This is a genomic window from Paenibacillus sp. FSL L8-0641, assembly GCF_038006265.1.
GTDB classification, from domain to species: domain Bacteria; phylum Bacillota; class Bacilli; order Paenibacillales; family Paenibacillaceae; genus Paenibacillus; species Paenibacillus polymyxa_D.
Genome location: NZ_JBBOUW010000001.1, coordinates 1,750,343 through 1,767,645 on the forward strand (window position 1 = coordinate 1,750,343; position 17,303 = coordinate 1,767,645).

Annotated in this window: 13 protein-coding genes; 8 read left to right on the top strand and 5 right to left on the bottom strand. The window is 44.1% G+C overall.

Annotation, left to right across the window (positions count from 1 at the left end):
* Window positions 1-61 precede the first annotated feature (61 nt).
* The 4 genes from MKY16_RS07880 (at window position 62) to MKY16_RS07895 (ending at window position 7,167) form a co-directional block, all read left to right on the top strand.
* Window positions 62-1,324, top strand: coding sequence for a lanthionine synthetase C family protein (locus tag MKY16_RS07880; RefSeq protein WP_340954940.1), 1,263 nt, complete (start codon window positions 62-64; stop codon window positions 1,322-1,324).
* Window positions 1,325-1,372: 48 nt separating this feature from the next.
* Window positions 1,373-2,050, top strand: a complete 678-nt coding sequence (locus tag MKY16_RS07885) for a winged helix-turn-helix domain-containing protein (protein ID WP_340954942.1) — start codon at window positions 1,373-1,375, stop codon at window positions 2,048-2,050.
* 127 nt (window positions 2,051-2,177) lie between these two features.
* The gene (locus tag MKY16_RS07890; protein WP_340957558.1) at window positions 2,178-5,279 is read left to right on the top strand and encodes a lantibiotic dehydratase; all 3,102 of its coding nucleotides are present in this window, start codon (window positions 2,178-2,180) and stop codon (window positions 5,277-5,279) included.
* A 262-nt stretch (window positions 5,280-5,541) separates the two neighbouring features.
* Window positions 5,542-7,167: an ABC transporter ATP-binding protein gene (locus MKY16_RS07895; RefSeq protein ID WP_340954944.1), complete on the top strand. Its 1,626-nt coding sequence runs from the start codon at window positions 5,542-5,544 to the stop codon at window positions 7,165-7,167.
* Between the two features lie 44 nt (window positions 7,168-7,211).
* Here the strand turns inward: MKY16_RS07895 and MKY16_RS07900 are convergent, their stop codons facing one another.
* The 3 genes from MKY16_RS07900 to MKY16_RS07910 all read right to left on the bottom strand — a co-directional run bounded on the left by MKY16_RS07900 (window position 7,212) and on the right by MKY16_RS07910 (window position 9,916).
* Entirely contained in the window at window positions 7,212-7,535 is a 324-nt protein-coding gene (locus MKY16_RS07900) for an AzlD domain-containing protein (RefSeq protein ID WP_165145134.1), read from the bottom strand.
* Complete coding sequence (locus tag MKY16_RS07905; RefSeq protein ID WP_165145137.1) at window positions 7,532-8,257, bottom strand: AzlC family ABC transporter permease; 726 nt, start codon at window positions 8,255-8,257, stop codon at window positions 7,532-7,534. Before MKY16_RS07905 ends, MKY16_RS07900 begins: the two co-directional genes overlap by 4 nt.
* A gap of 420 nt (window positions 8,258-8,677) precedes the next feature.
* Window positions 8,678-9,916 carry an MFS transporter gene (locus MKY16_RS07910; RefSeq protein WP_029516543.1) on the bottom strand — a complete coding sequence of 413 codons (1,239 nt, stop codon included), beginning with the start codon at window positions 9,914-9,916 and terminating at the stop codon, window positions 8,678-8,680.
* A gap of 335 nt (window positions 9,917-10,251) precedes the next feature.
* On the opposite strand from MKY16_RS07910, the gene MKY16_RS07915 reads away from it, so the two are divergent.
* Together MKY16_RS07915 and MKY16_RS07920 are read left to right on the top strand one after the other, a co-directional pair.
* On the top strand, window positions 10,252-10,800 hold the full coding sequence (locus MKY16_RS07915) for a helix-turn-helix domain-containing protein (RefSeq protein ID WP_029516544.1): 549 nt from the start codon (window positions 10,252-10,254) through the stop codon (window positions 10,798-10,800).
* 99 nt (window positions 10,801-10,899) lie between these two features.
* Window positions 10,900-11,415 (top strand): acyl-CoA thioesterase, encoded by a 516-nt coding sequence (locus MKY16_RS07920; RefSeq protein ID WP_013309488.1) that lies wholly within the window; start codon window positions 10,900-10,902, stop codon window positions 11,413-11,415.
* Between the two features lie 109 nt (window positions 11,416-11,524).
* Here MKY16_RS07920 and MKY16_RS07925 read toward each other — a convergent pair whose 3' ends face one another.
* On the bottom strand, window positions 11,525-12,994 hold the full coding sequence (locus MKY16_RS07925; RefSeq protein WP_340931786.1) for an RICIN domain-containing protein: 1,470 nt from the start codon (window positions 12,992-12,994) through the stop codon (window positions 11,525-11,527).
* Window positions 12,995-13,221: 227 nt separating this feature from the next.
* Between MKY16_RS07925 and MKY16_RS07930 the strand changes: the two genes are divergently transcribed.
* Window positions 13,222-13,920, top strand: coding sequence for a 4'-phosphopantetheinyl transferase family protein (locus MKY16_RS07930; protein WP_165145146.1), 699 nt, complete (start codon window positions 13,222-13,224; stop codon window positions 13,918-13,920).
* Between the two features lie 45 nt (window positions 13,921-13,965).
* The gene (locus MKY16_RS07935) at window positions 13,966-15,555 is read left to right on the top strand and encodes an amidohydrolase (protein WP_340954946.1); all 1,590 of its coding nucleotides are present in this window, start codon (window positions 13,966-13,968) and stop codon (window positions 15,553-15,555) included.
* A 69-nt stretch (window positions 15,556-15,624) separates the two neighbouring features.
* Here MKY16_RS07935 and MKY16_RS07940 read toward each other — a convergent pair whose 3' ends face one another.
* Window positions 15,625-17,250, bottom strand: a complete 1,626-nt coding sequence (locus MKY16_RS07940; protein ID WP_340954948.1) for an S-layer homology domain-containing protein — start codon at window positions 17,248-17,250, stop codon at window positions 15,625-15,627.
* Window positions 17,251-17,303: the final 53 nt, after the last annotated feature.

Consider the following 17,303-nt stretch of genomic DNA (forward strand, 5'->3'; position numbering starts at 1 on the left):
GAAAAAAGGCACGGTTTCTATAACCGTGTCTTTTCCAGTTATGAAAATGAGGGAAGGATTTATGGTTGAAGATTTGAAGGGGAGATCAGTTGAAATCAGTAAGTATATAGCACAAAAGCTAATAGACCTATCATATACAGAAAAGATAGTTAATCATACAAACAACCTTTCACCTTCACGTGGAAATCCCCCTTGGAATCCTGGCTCGCTTGCCGATGGAATTCCGGGTGTGTTTGCGCTGTTGTCCGAATGGGGTTACCTGGAGCCAGATCAAAATTGGGCAGAGCATGTGCATAGTCAGTTACGGTACTTAGATGCTAACTCTCTATTATTATTGCCTCGTATTTCTCTTTACTATGGAACAACAGGAGTAGCTTATGGCATATTATTAGCTTCCAATAACAGAGCTAATTATAACAAACTAATCTCTCAGCTTAATAAGTATATTGAAGTAAAGTGGGGGGATTTACCTGTAATTGGCACAATTACAGAGTTCAGTAGGCAAATGGATATCATCAATGGGCTGCTCGGGGTGGGCAGATACACTCTGGAGGCTGCTGAAGACAAGACGATGTGTGATCTGTCACGTCAATTATTAGACACCATTACGCACTTTATACCTGAATATATACATTTGTCGTCAAGGGAAGATTCGGCTTCAATCCATCTAGGTTTGGCGCATGGTATCACCGGAATACTTGCACTGCTTGTCACTGCCCTACAAAAAAAAATCAAAGTTGAAGGACTACATGAGGCTATAAAACATATAGCCGATTTTTTGCTTATTCAACTTCAGGAGGATCAATATGGCGGGTATTGGCCTGTAAACTCTCAGGCATCTTCAATGAACAAGAGAGAGAAAAAAGTAGGGATGAGAGAAATTGAAGGCTGGTGTCATGGAACCTTTGGAATAGCTTGGACATTATTCAGAGCAGGAATTGAGTGCAGTAATGAAGAATGGAAAAAGATAGCGGAAAAAGCTATGAAATCCATATTTTGCTTAGATGATGAGCTACTAAACGCGCTATCCCCTACTTTCTGTCACGGGTTGGCCGGTTTGCTTCATATGGCCCATAGATTCTATAGCTTAACCGATAATATAGCTGCGTTACGCTTTGCCGATCAGATAGCTTTAAAGTTAGTAAATTTATACGATGAAGAACTCCCATTTGGATACCAGGATTTGGAGGGGACAACTCATGTTCATAATGTAGGAATACTGCAAGGAGCAACAGGGATTGCATTAAGTTTGCTGGACTATGGAATTGGGAAAGAACATCCTAAATATTCAGGGAGATGGAGTGAATTGTTTCTGATTTCTTAAGGGTGCTACCTTATTGCTTATCTGAAGCATTGGTTTTGGGGGGATTAGATGAAACAAAAATTTATGGTTATATCATCTTTTAGGAAGATTAAGCATTTTTTTGAGACTTTAAGCACTCCAGAAAACATTCAAATCATGTTTTATGATTCGCTTTACCAGGCTCTACCGGAGATTGATGAGCAGTGTATCGGTGTAGCTTTGAATCAGGATCATGTAACGCTAGAGGACTTGTCTTACTGGCACAGCATTAAAGAAAAATTTACAGTTCCATTTATCTTTCTTTCCTATCATAGTGATGACCAACGGCAATTGGATCTCCTCAAACAACTGTTTTCAATGGCATCAACTGAATACGAAATGGAAAGAGAACAGCAGGCTATTAGTTTATCACCTAATGTCATTTTTGATCCTGCTGGAAAGGTTATTTGGAAGCAAGGGCATGAGCATATGCTGACTATGATGGAATTTCGATTATTAATGTATCTTCTTACTGCAAAAGAGTGTGCTTCTACAATTGATCACATTATAGACAGAGTCTGGGGAGTGGATGCTTTTACTACGTCTAATACGGTGTATGTGCACATCCGAAAATTGAGAGAGAAAATAGAAGATGATCCAAGTCATCCAAAAATTCTGGTAACATGTCATGGGATCGGTTACAAGTTGAGTATATTTCCTAAAAACTTGGAGGTGGTCAGTTGTGAAGAGACAACTGCATTACACTGATGCGCATAAACTACATAATGAAGTGAGAGATCGGGATGAAAGATGGTTTAGTGCATGTGATTTTTTTCTAATCAGAGCTCCATTACTACCGCTAGACCGATATTTTCAGGTGTTTTCGGATCAAGATGTGGACAGCCAGCTTACTTTGGAGGAAATAACTCGTCGATTAAAGTTGATATCCCAAGAAGCTGTTGTTCAAGAAGCCATATCATTAGCCTCTCCGTCCCTAATGCAGTTTCTACATTACTTGAATGATGGTCATGCTTTGGATGATAAAGGAGAGCTACAAAAGTATGAGAAGACGCTGAACAGCTTTTATCGTTATTTTATTCGGATGACTACCCGAACGACTCCATTTGGGTTATTTTCAGGAGTGGGGCAGGGGATTTGCGGGAAGACTACCGATCTGGATATTGGTAGCTATCCTAAGCATCTGAAGAGAGCCAGACCCGACATGGAATGGATATATAAACTGATTCAAAAAATAGAAGCTGATCCAGCCATATTTAATCAACTTAAGGTCTTCCTAAACAAAACGGTTATGATCAAAGGGAATCGAGCCAAATTACCATTCCGACCTAAGCATGGAGCAGCAGAAGCTGATGATTCGGCAGAAATTTTTAATTCCATTCGGCTTACTGACGTTGTTCGAATGACGTTTGAAGCTGCGGAACATCCCATTCGGGTGATGGAACTCAAAGAAATACTATTAAAGGCATTCCCTGACGCTACTTTGGAAATCATAGCTGATTATTTGCAGCAACTAGTAGAGCAAGAGTTTATTTTAAGCGAGCTTAGACCTCCGTTAATGGATCATTCACCCTTTCATTACATATTCGAAAAAATTAAAAAACTGGACATTTCCGATCCTTGGATTCACATTTTACACGAAATCGATGCTTTATTACTTCAATATAATCAATGCACGATTGGAGAAGGAGAGAAGGTCTACCGGAAATTATGTGACAAAATGCTGGATATCATTTCTGTAAAAATACCTGTACAAGTTGATGTTAAATTGGATAAAGAAGTAACGCTGCCGAAACATGTGCTTGATGAGGTTTCATTAGGGGCTGAAGTCATGTGCAAATTGTATGCATCCCCCAAAACGGACGAATTGGCTGAATATTTGAATCGTTTCTTGGAAAAGTACGGTGTGTATCAGGAGGTTCCTATTCATGAACTGTTTGATGAGGATTGGGGTCTGGGTATACCGGAAATGTATCGTTCAAATGAAAAAAAATCAATGGGCATGGAGGCATTTAAACGCAACGCTGTTCTCTTTCAATGGGTTTCGGATGCCATTTCTAAACATGAAATAGAACTCGCCCTTACAGATGAACAATTAGAGCAACTGATGATTTCCGATAACTACGACACTTCCCCAGAATCAATGGAGATCTATTACAGTATATTTGCTGATTCTCCTGAAAAAGTTGATGCTGGAGACTATTCGCTTTTACTTGGAGCCAGTGCTGGCTCGAATAGAGCGGGTAAAACCTTTGGACGTTTTCTGGATATGTTGAGTGAGGAGTTTGTACAAAAATTCTCTGAAATATATGATCATCACCGATGCTTTCATCCCGATGCGTTATTGTCAGAGATGGTTTTTATGCCGGAACAGGGGAAAATATCAAATATCTCATTAAGCAAAAATTTAATGGCATATGAGATTGTGTCGGGAACCACCTCTTCTAAAGATGAGGACCATACACTCTGTATTGATGATTTAGTGGTGGGTGCTACTCATGATCGTTTTTATGTCAAGTCCAGACGTTTGGGTAAGGAAATAATCCCCTTGCAAACACATATGCTGAATTACAAGCTTTCACCACATATTTTCAGATTTCTAACGGATATTACCAATAAAGAGATTGGTACATGGTCTTATTTTGACTGGGGGCCATTAGAGCAGTCCCCTTTTTTGCCAAGACTAGTTTATAAAAAGATCATTATTAGTGCTGCGCAGTGGAAACTGAGCAAAGCTTCATTGAATATTTCAGAATCATGCGAGTCCAAAGAAGGAGAAGAACTTTTCCATGTGTGGAGACAACAATGGAATGTACCGCGTTATGTTTACCTAACGATGGGGGATAATCGCCTTTTATTAGACCTATGCAACCTCTTCCATATCAAAGAATTGCTACATGAGGTGAGCAAGACACGTGAAGGACAGGAACTTCTTCTTACCGAGTGTTTGGGTAATCCCTTCTATACCCCAGTACAGGGGACAACAGGAAGATATATGGGAGAATTTGTGTTTCCACTAAAGAAGAAAAAAGTAAAGGTGAAACCGAGTATCCCTAGTTCACAAAACCATATTGATTCTCAAAACTTCATTGCTCATACTCCTTCCAGCATTCATAGAGGCATATTTCCAGGAGGGGAGTGGCTATACCTTAAATTGTACGGAGTCAAGGAAAGAGAGACTGACCTGGTAGGCTTAAGCCTAGGGCATCTCTTAAAACAGCCGGGGTTTAAGGATTGGAGTCAAAAATTTTACTTTTTGCGATACGTTGATCCTGAACATCATATCCGTTTACGTTTTCAAGGAGAGCCCGATAAGCTATGGACAGCTGGTTTGGCACAATTAAATCAGTGGGCAGCCGAGTTGCGTGAAGAGGGGCTAATAACGAATATGATCCTGGATACGTATCTTCCTGAGTACGAAAGGTATGGAGGACAGGCACTTATGGAGCTGGCAGAACAGGTTTTTGACGTGGATAGTCAATGGGTCATCGCCTATATGAAGGGAATTCGCTCTAATGCTTTCAATCTGGACATAGAGATTGCGGCTGTGATTAACATTATTCATTACCTGAGTGGTTTTGGCTTAACGATTCAGGAACAAGTGAAATGGCTAGAAGAGAGAATTGATTGCAAGCCTCATATGAAGGGGTTCAGGGATGTCAAAAAAACATTGATTACCGCTGTAGAATCGAATTATGAATGGATTGGACAAGCAGATACGGCCACACAGGTTGCTTTCTTGGCACTTGTAGAAAAAAGACAGACTATGATTCAGAAGTATGCTCAAGCGATAATTCTGGCTAAAAATAATCACGAACTTACCAATCATCCTGATGATATTTTAGGCAGTATCATTCATATGCATTTGAATCGTCTGCTTGGTGTAAATAGGGAGCGAGAAATAAAATGTATGGCTTTAGCTAAGCATACAGTAGCTAACCTGTTGCATAGGAAAGGGGTAAGCTATGTCACAGTCTGATGGACAAACCAATGACCTGATCTCTTTGTCCTATAAAAATATATTTCGTACCTTTTTATTTTGGCCTCGTATATTCAGGCTGCTTTGGGACACACATCCTTCCTTTTTGATTGCTATACTCATTACGAATTTATTGAAGGGCGCAATTCCTGCTGTGATCCTTTTAACTACGAGAGAATTAATCAACAGTGTCGTGGCCGGAGCGTCAGGGGGAAGCTTTCAACCTGTTTTTATAGCTTTTGGCGTCTTGATCGGTGTCAATTTGCTGTACGATCTGATCAATATTGGCGAAAGCTTTTTTCGTAAAATGTTTCAAAGCCGGCTATCGAACCAGGTAAATATCAGAATTATTGAAAAAGCACAAAAGATGTCTTTGCAGTCGTTTGAGGATGCAGATGTGCAAAATATGCTCCAACGTGCTCAGGGAGAGGCAGATTTTAGGCCGTTTGAAATATTTACTCAAATTCTTGCCATTATTAGCAGTGTTGTAACCTTATTCTCGACGGGTGCTATTCTCATCGCATGGAGATGGTGGGCGTTCTTATTCATTTTTCTCATTCCATGCTTATCATTCTATTCTTTTTTACGTATCGGGCAAAGAGAATTTAATGTTCACTTTCAAAGAGCAGGAAGACAACGTGAATCCTGGTATTTGTCGTTTTTAGTGACAAGAGATAATAGTTTTAAAGAAGTGAAAATATTTCAATTGGGAGACTATCTGCGAAAAAGATACAAAACGATACTCGAAGGGTTTTATCGCGAGGATAAAGTGCTAGCGGTTCGTAGATCCTATACTTCTCTTGTATTTCAGATTGTAAATCAGGGTGCGTGTGCATTTATTATTTTCATGGCCATACAAGCCACTTATGTTGGTCAAATTTTAGTGGGGAACTTGGTGAGCTTAATTCAGGGTATCACGTTAACCCAGTCAACATCGCAGAGCATTGTACAAGGGATTTTAAGCTTGTGTCAAAATAATTTGTATATCAAGCAGCTATTTGACTTTTTGGATATGCCAGAAGAGGCAAAAATACAAAAATCAGTTCAGCAATTGCCTTTGTCCGCTATTCACAGTATTGAATTTCGGAATGTATCGTTTAGATATCCGAACACGGAGGAGAATGCCATTTCTAATGTTAGCTTCAAGCTTCATCAAGGAGAGAAGCTGGCCATTGTAGGGAGAAATGGATCGGGTAAATCAACGATTGTGAAGTTACTAACTCATCTGTATTCCGATTTTGAAGGAGAAATCTTAATTAATGGACACTCTATACATGAATTGGATAAAGACAGTTTTAGAGAAAAAATAGGCGTTGTTTTTCAGGATTTTGTACATTATGAGATGGCTGTTAGAGATAATATAGGCTTTGGGAATGTGGCTTCCAGAGAAAATGATGAGGCTATTTGGACAGCTATAGATAAGGCGGGAATTACAGATTTGATAGTCGGCATGCCTGATAAAATGAATACCTTGCTTGGGAAATGGTTTGAAGATGGACAGCAGCTATCTGGAGGACAGTGGCAGCGTATTGCAATAGCCAGGGCTTTTATGAGAAATGCCGATATATATGTCTTGGATGAACCGAGCTCTTTTTTGGATCCACACGCGGAAAAAGAGGTTTTTCAAAAGTTTGATCAGCTTATTCATGAGAAAATAGGAGTGTTTATTTCACACAGATTGTCTTCCGCACGTATGGCGGATACCATTATTTTAATGGAGGAGGGCAGAATTGTAGAAGCAGGTAGCCATGAACACTTAATGGATATAGACGGAGTGTATGCAGAAATGTTCAGGCTGCAAGCCTCCTCGTATCTTTCACAACGAGCGCATGGTTTTGAGGAAGGAGATTTGTCGCCCTCGTTAGTAAGGACGACAGGTGGAACCTAAGAAAGGACAGACGCCCTCCTATTGTAGGAGGGTAACTTTTATTTTCACCATAAAAGTCGAACTACAGCCATACTCACAATACCGACAACGACGGTAGCCAGCAGGTTTTTGCTCCACAAGGCGGTCACTAGCGTTGGAAAGACAGCCATAAGCACTTGCCCATTAAAAGTGACGGAGGTCTCGGTTCGGACGAGCAGATTTTCCATCACGAGTGCAGTGAAAATACAAATAGGAATATAGGAAAGCCATTGTAGCACTGGCTTGGGTAGCGCCAGCCTTTGCAGCACGACAAAGGGAATGATCCTTGGGATCGCCGTGACAATCATGGCACCGATAATGATATACAGGACATGGGGATTAATGTTCATTTGTCGGTTAACACTCCAATCGTTGCGGTGATCATGGTCGCTACAATGACAGCAATATGTGACGGCACCCACCAGGACAAAAGGTACATCAGAACAGCCATACATAGCACAAGCAGCAGACGATGCTTGAGTTTGGAGGTATGGACACTTTGGAGCTGGGAAATGAGTAGGGCAAGAAACATCGCAGGCAAGGCAAAATCCAGACCAAAAGCCTCCGGTCGGGAAATCCAGTTTCCGAGAATCCCTCCTGCCACACAGGATGCAATCCAGGCGAGATAAGCTGTAATATTAAGCCCGTTCATCCAACGGTCACTGACCTGTCCGCCTTTAGCCAATTTATCAGACGCTACCCCAAAGGATTCATCCGTCAAAAGAACGCCGATACCTATGTTTTTCCATAGTGAATATTTAGAAAAGTAAGGAGCCAGCGATGCACTTAGCAGCAGATGGCGGGCATTCACAATGAATGTCGTTAAAATAATGACGGATGGAGGACTGGCTACAGCCAGCATTGAGCACATAATAAACTGGGAGGCTCCTGCGTATACAAGCGCCGACATCAGGGCAATTTCCATGGTGCTAACCCCTGACGAAGCGCCCACAATCCCTGCCGCGAACCCAATGCATACATAACCAAGCAATGTAGGAATGCAATCTTTAACCCCTTGTAAAAAGCTGAGTGAATCATGCTTCGTTCCGCTCAACTCCGAAGCTATGGACATTTTAATCTTACCCCCAGTGTATAAATTTTTTAATAGTATATAACGGAAGTCGTAAAGTATCAATATATTACACAATTGTATGTTATATTGAATATCACCTATAGCGAACACACAGTATTATTGTCCGCTCTCGGCTACACTCTTCTATTCAGAAAAATTACAGCCTAATAGAGTAGAATACAGGAGAATTGCCCTTAAAAAGCTGTTTGATTTACTATTGATGACCCAAGGAAGGCTATGTATTTACCAAAAAGCTTCGCTCGTGTTCCGGTTGCAGACGATTTGGCAGCAGCCAGCATCCAAAAGCGGTGTTCAAATCGGATGTGTTCATACAAGGACTGTTTTGACTGAATGGGGAGTTCGTAAAAAAAGGGCGTCCCAGTCAGTTCATGACTTATGGGACAACCCTAAGATGGTGACTTATATAAGCTCCTGCCGTTTTTTCAGATATCTGTAGAGAATAATTCCCGAGACCGCGCAGATGGCTGCGCATAGACCGATAACTCCATATCCCGCCTGGAGCCCGCGCAACATGCCAAGCTCAGTAGTTGCGCCGTAGACTATCTTGACCCCTTCGATTACCCAGCCGATCACATAGTTGCCAATGACACTACCTATACCCATCAGCGTGACGACGAACGTAATAGCTGTATCACTGTCCTTCGGATATCTCCGTGCTATGAACGCCATCACGGTCGGATAGATCATTGCAATGCCTGCACCCGATACGGCAAAGAGAAACGCCAGTCTCTCCCCACCCGCGATTGCTGCGAACGTACATATCGCTGAGAAGGCGGAGAATAGAATCGTCGAAAGCACAAACCCCATCCGGTCAGTGAGCGGACCAAGCAACAGGCGCCCCAACGAGAAGGTAAGAAAGAACGCTGAGAGCATACTGGACGCCTTCACCGTACTCCATGAATACGCTTTCTCTAAGAAGTTGACTAGCCAGCCCCCAACTGCGAGCTCAGAGACTACCCCAAACGACAGGATCATTACCATCATCCAGAGTGCCGGATCGCGGGTTAGGGTCTTGAGTGAGGTCCGTTCTTCATGCTGCAGATCGTCTCCCGGGAAGGTACTGAGCAGCGCGGCCACAATCGGCAGCAGGCAGAGCGACAACATAGCCAGATACATCCCCCGCCAGTCCAGCGTATGTCCAAATACCGTCAGTGACATGACTCCCGTCGCCAGCAAAGGGGCGACTGTTGAGCTGAGCCCATAGAAAAAGTGGGACAAATTCATCATCGTGCCGGTATTTTTCACAAAAATCCTCGCCCCCAAAATGGCGAGCGCAATCTCCAGCATGCCGTTCCCAATATACATCAAGAAGTAGGACGAGGCGAAGAAAGGATACGTGTGCGACAGATAGATGAACACTCCCGAGATGATCATGGAAGCAAAGGAAATGATGCTGACCGCCTTGATTCCCCACTTACGGACAAGAACGGCGGTGAACGAGCAGGCAATCAAATAACCAAGTGCGTTTAGAGACAACAATGTTCCGAGCTGCTGTTCATCCAGATTGAAGTCGAATTGAATGCGTGGAATAGCAGGGCCTTTAATATTTTCCGAGATGCCAAATACAATAAAGCCAATAAAAATTGTCGCCAGCTGCATCGTGTACATGTAACGGGACTTGCGGGTTTGCGGATTCAAATTTAGTCCCTCCTAGATAGTCAACGTTGGTTTTCTCACCTGTTGGGTGTTCAGGGACGGAAAAGTTGTAGGATAGCAACCCTCCTTCAGGATATTACAATAGTTTTCAAAAACGTTTTAATAAGTGAAGTTTAAGGACATTTATATTCAATGTCAAATGTTTTTATTGGCATGTTGAAGTTAACGAGGAACCTGACCATATTACAGTAAATTATAGCATGCCTACTTCCCGTTTAAGCCTTGTATATACCTTGATCGGCTTCTATATATAGCGAACACACAGTCTTTTGTGTATTCTTCTTATATAGACTTTTGGATACAAGGAGGCATCGTCCGTGGATTCAATGCAGTATATTATTGGCTCTAATTTGGCTCAAATCAGGAAGACTAGAGGATTAAGTTTGGATAAGGTGGCTGAACTGACAGGGGTCAGCAAAGGGATGCTGGCTCAGATTGAGAAGGGGAAATCCAATCCTACGGTAACAACCCTTTGGAAAATCGCGAACGGTTTGCACGTATCCTTCTCCACCTTTCTTAAAGAAGACCCGCCGCAAATCACGAAGATTCGAAGGGAAGACCTGCATCCGGTTATTGATGAGGACGGTAACTATTTTGTTTACCCTGTATTCCCGTATCACGCGGAAAAGAAGTTTGAGGTGTTCACGGTAAGTCTGAAGCCAGGCTTTACACACCAGGCAGAGAAGCATCTGGGAGAGGAAACGATTCTCATGATCCGTGGGGAAATGTACTTTGAGATGCAGGGGCAACAGCTCAAGCTGAGTGCAGGGGATGCCGTGCAATTTCAAGTATCTGACATACATACCTACCGCAATGATTCGGATGAGGATGCCGATTTTTATGTATTGATTTATTATGCGGATTAGTGGGATGATTAGCATAGTCTAAAACAGGCTTCCACATCAGGATTTTGCAAAATCCTGAGATATAAAAGAGAGCAACGAGGAAAAGAGAGGAAAGAACCCATGGAAAGCAAGTACATCCGAGAAACCTACTGCTTTAAGACATCCCGAGTATTTCCCAACGATATCAACAATCATAACACGCTCTTCGGCGGCCGATTGATGTCGTATATCGACGATATCGCATCTATTGCAGCTGCTAAGCTGTGTCGTACGAACACAGTTACAGCCTCTACGGATTCGGTGGATTTTTTGCTACCTATCCATCCGAGTGATTCTGTCACGCTAGAAGCGTTCGTAACCTGGACAGGCCGTAGCTCGATGGAGGTGTTCGTAAAGGTAATTCGTGAAGGACTAATGACTGGCGACCGAAAAATCGCAGCCACCGCCTTCCTGACCTTTGTGGCATTGGACGAGAACAACCGTAAAGTGACCGTGCCGCAGGTGATTCCAGAAACAGAAGAGCAGTTACAATTGCACCAGACGGCTCCATCACGCGCAGCCATACGGCGTCAGCGGAGGGAAGAAAGCAAGCAGCTGGCTAGTTTTCTGACAACAGATTATCCGTGGGAACTATAACGTACTAAAGATTATCAATTTCATCGTTTTACGTAAAAAGGAGCCGTTATTTCCGTTAGCAGTCACCATGATCTGCTCGGAATACGGCTCCTTTTGAAAATAACTTGGGCTATTCTACTTTAACTACACGGAAATGCTGATTTGTCCCACCATTATCGCCCCATTGAATGGCTTTGGCTCCATCGGCGGTGGCGCCTTCAGAAATATCGATCAGCTTGCCAGTTGCCCGATTTTTCAGCTTGTAATAACCACCGGTTACGGATACTAATTGCCAGTGCTGACTGGACCAGCCTCCGTCGCTCCACTGCTCAATAACTGTACCATCCGTTGTAGTACCGCTTTCAACACCAATTAGCTTTCCGCTGTTGCGGTTCACAATTTTATAATATCCGCTGCCTGCATCCTTGAGTTGCCATTGTTGGCTTGCTGTTCCCACATCTGCACGCTGTTCCAGGTCTGCGCCGTCCGTCGTTGCATTGCCAATAATGCTTAGTGGCTTATTGCTCTTGCGATTCACTAGCTGATAATAGGCATCCGGATCAATGGCAATGGGGGGCGTTGTTATCCCCTCGACCACACCACTGGCGGTGTCAATATTAATACTGTCGTGCCAATCCATGGCTAATGAAGTCGCTGTTGGAAAACGTAGTGGCAACCATACATATTGAGAATCCTGCACAGGACCGCTCCACGCACCCGCCCATCGGTCGCCCAAATACAGGTATGAAGTTGTCTGGGCCCCTTCAACAGGAATCACGTAAGCCGACTGTGAATCATAAGTCGTACCGTCCCCAAAGTTTATTGTATTACTCCAGGTTCCTTCAATGCTGGATGCGGTAGCATACTTGGCCTGATTGGGATTCCAGCCGGTCGCCCCAGATGTAATCAGGAAGTAGACGTCTCCTTTTTTGAACATCGCTGGAGCTTCACGATATTGTCCTGGCCAAAGTGTAGTCACTAGCGACTCAACTTGCAGAAAATCCGGTGTCAGACGATAAATGTTCAGATCCGCGTTTACCCGGGTAGCCGAAATAAGGTAAGCTGTACCGTTATCGTTGTATACGGTCATATCGCGCGAATCGTAATCCAGAGGACGGAAGCTACCCTGATATGTGTAATCGCCGTCCACCGTATCGGAGGAGGCGACAGCCACTCGGGCCTCGTTGTAATTAACCCCATTCTCCTTGTGCATCCATAATACGTATTTGCGTGTTTTTTCATTATAAATCACTTTCGGACGTTCAATATTCGAAACATTCAGCTCTACGGCGGAGCTGCTGGTCAGTACGTTTTTACGAAACTCCCAGTTTTTTAAATCAGAGGAACGGTAGGCGGATACCGCCTTGAACGTGCCGTTGGGATTACGATTTTCACCAAACCAATAATAGTAACCGTCTACTTTAATCATACCACCCCCATGGGCATGGACTACGTTTCCATCTGTATCTTTAAACTGAATGCCATTCACGACATTCGCTGAAGCGGCTGAAGCGATCTTAGGTGAAAACATCTGAAAAATGCTCAACGTCAGCAAAATAGAGAGCATAATACACAGCAAGCGGGCAAAATCATATTTCATTGTTTCGTCCTCCTCTGTATGCTTTATTTTAAAGCGCTTTCATTAATGGACTCTATAAAGTAGTTTTAATAGAGCTACTTATCCCAATTGTATCCATATTGAATTGAAAGTGCTAGAGTAGTATATTGACCATGTACACGGCACACGCCATCCATATCTAACAGACTTCCATCGAACGGTGAGTGTTACAAACTGGCTGATATTCATTAGGTATATAGGAGGCGACTATGAAAATATACGCGATTGATACGAGCAAGCCGGAAGCTGAGGAGCATTACGAATTACTGGTACCTCGGGTTTCACTAGAAAAGCAGCACAAGTTAGATCGTTTTTTACATCGGGAAGATGCTTTGAGGGGCTTATATGCCGATTTACTGCTAAGATGGTTGGCCTGTCGGCAATTGAAGGTATCGAATGCCAGTCTTCAATTTACATACAATGCATTCGGTAAGCCTTCCTTAATAAATGCACCTGCATTCCATTTTAATGTTTCTCACTCGGGAAAATGGGTGGTATGCGCTATTGATGATCACCCGCTTGGAATCGACATTGAGCAGCTCCGTCCTATTGATTTTGAGGTAGGTAGGGTGTGCTTTTCGGACACAGAGTATGATGCGTTAATGCGTCAGGATGCAGACAGCCGCTTATCCTATTTTTACGATCTATGGACGCTTAAGGAAAGCTTTGTGAAGGCCGAGGGGCAGGGACTAACCCTACCGTTGAAGTCTTTTTCATTTGAGCTAAAGGCACAACCATTCATAGGCTTCACGACAGAGGGCTTTACCACCGAGTATTATCATTTTAAGCAGTATGAGCTGGATCAGGATTATAAAATGGCTGTCTGTGCAGCTCATGACCAATTTGCCGAGCAGGTGCAGCAGATAGATATAAATACACTACGCTTGGAAGTGGCAACACAGGCGTAATATGAAGTGGGTATGCGTATAGTTGAAAAAAGGAGATGAGTGGCGTTGACATTCGTTTTGTTCAAGCACGGCCGGTTGTATGGGGAGTGGGCTTCCAAAGGAGACTCCATCGTTGTACAGCAGGGTCGGATACAGGCCGTCGGATATGCTCGGGAGCTTGAATTGCAGTTGTCCGGTAAGGAATATGAAACCGTGGATTGGGAAGATGCCTATGTACTGCCAGGCTTAACCGATTCACATATGCATTTATCTATGCATGGTATGAAGTTATCTATGCTCGATTTAACATCAGCTACCTCCAAGGGCGAGATGCTGGCTATGCTACGCAAACGGGTCGCTGTAACACCGCCGGGAGAGTGGATTTTAGGACTTAACTGGAACGAAAATGCTTTTATTCCTGTTGAAATTCCGGATATATCCGAGCTGGATGCCATTACAGATCAGCATCCGGTATATCTCACTCGTACGTGCTTTCATACGTTTTTGGCCAATTCAGAGGCATTTCGACGTGCGGGTATTAACGAGGACACCCCTGACCCGGCTTCGGGAGCCTATGGACGAGACGCAGATGGACGGTTGAACGGATTGGTTTATGAGGAAGCCTCCTTTGCCTTTACTAGCGTGCAGCCAGAACCGGATTATTCGGTTAAGAAGGACACGATTCGGCGGGCTTGCCTGGATGCGCTACGGCTTGGTCTGACTGCTGCGCACACAGAGGATTTACGTTTTTTGGGCAGCGTGGAGACGATGCAGCGAATTTACAGGGAGCTGAGAGAAGAAGGCCTTCCTTTTCGCACACACCAGCTCATCTATCATCCATTTTTGGAAGAAGCGAAAGTGCAAGGGCTGCGTGCAGGTACCGGAAATGAGTGGTTTAAAATCGGTGCGATAAAAATGTTTGCCGATGGCGCTATTGGTGGAAGAACGGCATTATTGTCTGAACCCTATAGTGATGCTCCGCATACCTGCGGAATGGCGATTCAACCGCAGCCGGAGCTGAATCAGATGGTGGCTGCTGTCAGAGCCGCAGGCTATCCCGTGGCTGTGCATGCCATAGGAGATGGGGCGGCGCACATGATTTTGACAGCGATGGAGGCCCATGCGCTCACGGAGGAAAGCGGTTTGCCAGATCGTCTGATCCACGGACAGGTGCTTAGGGGTGATTTGGTCAAGAGAATGGCGAAGCTGCCGCTGATCGCGGACATCCAGCCCCGTTTTGTCGCAAGTGACTTCCCTTGGGTACTGGATCGGGTGGGGAAAGAACGGACTGAATATTTATATGCCTGGAAAAAGCTACTGGAAGCAGGCATTCCATGTGCTGGAGGTAGTGACGCGCCGATTGAGCCGTTAAACCCTTTTCTTGGTATTCATGCGGCAGTGACTCGCGCCAAGCCGGAAGAAATGCATGAGGGCTATCTTCCCGCTGAAAAGCTGGATGTACATGAAGCCATTCGTTTGTTTACCACGGGAAGCGCAGTAGCAGCTGGTGAGGCTGATGAAAGAGGGACGATAGCTGAAGGGAAAGCCGCTGACTTTACAGTCATTGACCGTGATGTATCGGAAAGCCCGCAAGCTTTACTTGATGTTAAGGTACGAATGACAGTTGTAAACGGGAAAGTTGCATATCGGTCATAGGCTGGTGCTAAGTATGTATGCCAAAAGCCTTCAACTTCACTTTTCATGTGAGGTTGAAGGCTTTGTATTTTATAAACCACGCTGTATAAATCGGTCAGCGTTTTTTACACTGGACCACAGATCAGAGCTGGCTCCGCCCGCATACCAGTAGGCGAAGCCAGCAAACCCAGCATCCTGTCCCAAGCGATACTTACGAGTGAAGGATCGTCCTTCCTCGAGCCACAGCTTATGAAGCTGCGTGTCTTTGTAAGACACGGTATACTGCTGAATATCCTCATTCCAGATTGGTTGGGAGACGGAACGGGATATGAGCTGGTTTTGCTGATCTAGTGAAATATCAGAGGAAGCGATTGATTGCCCGCTAGCGTTAAGCGTCCAGTTCCGTGTAAATAATGGCAACGCCAAGATCGCTTTCTCCGGATAGGTGGTTTGTACAAAACGCCGCACGCTTTCACGAAGCCATGGCAGTGAGGACACAGAGCCGGGGATCGAGCTACCTCCCCAATGCTCGTCATATCCCATCAGGATCAGATAATCTGCCGCAGCGCCAAGCTGTTTATAATCAAAGGCGGCAGTCCAGTCCGTTCCGTAATCAGGAGATACACAAATCGCCAGTACCGTATTCTGACTCTTCAACTTAGCTTTTAATTGTTGGACGAACAATGTTAAATGGGCACGATCCTGACCATCTACATTTTCAAAATCAATGACAAGTCCGTTCAAACCGTATACAGATACAGCATTAGCAAGCTGACTTATGGTTGTATTTCGTAGAACCTCACTGGACAAAATTTGGTGCGTCAGTGCCAGGTTGGAACGGTTGCCTACCATCGCCCAGATATTTTTATGATGCTGTTTGGCCCAGGTGAGCAGCGATAAATTGGTATAATCGCTGATAATACCTGTTTCATTCAGAAAAAACCAACGTGGTGACAGGGTGTTGATGTTGGATTGGAGCACCGTATTTTCAAACTGCTGAATGGTTTGATCATATTGCCAGCCAATTCGGATGGAAGAAGCGGTGGAAGCAGTTTGGTTAGCATGTTTTGTTGAATACGTTAGCAGTCGCTCCAGTAAGACCGCTGTTTCTTCACGAGTCAGAGAGGATGCAGGACGAAAATAGTTACTTTCACCTTTCATAAAGCCGTAACGATTTACGGTGATTACCGCATCAAGAGCCCAATCTGCAATTTCGCCAGTATCTGTAAAGGAGGAAGTAGCATCTCCTGATCCGCCCGAAGAGCGGATGAGACGTGCGATCATCAAAGCCGCTTCTTGACGGGTTATAGGACTATTAGGTTGGAATGTGGCAGACGTTCCCCCCTGAACGATATTGAGCTGCGAAGCCGCTTCAATCCATCCATAGTACCACGTCTTTTTGGCAACATCTCGGTAGGAGGGAACGGGTGCTTGTACAGGCTCCAGACCGAGTGTACGGTCCAGTGCGGTAACCCATTCGGCTCTGGTAACAGCCTTTTTAGGAGAGAAGTAACCAGGTCGTGTACCGTTCAAAATTCCTTTAGCGTGCAGGGAAATAATAGACTGATAGGCATAGCTGTGTGCAGTATCTTGGAACGTAGCGCCGGATGCTGCTGCTGGAGCAGCTAAGTATGAAGAGAATGTTGTGAATATTGTGATGGCTGCCGTTGCTGATAGGGTAAGCTTGGCTAACCAACGTGATCGTTTGGAACTCATACCAAATAACCTTCTTTTTTATGATAGATTGTAGATTCATAGTTCGTTACTCG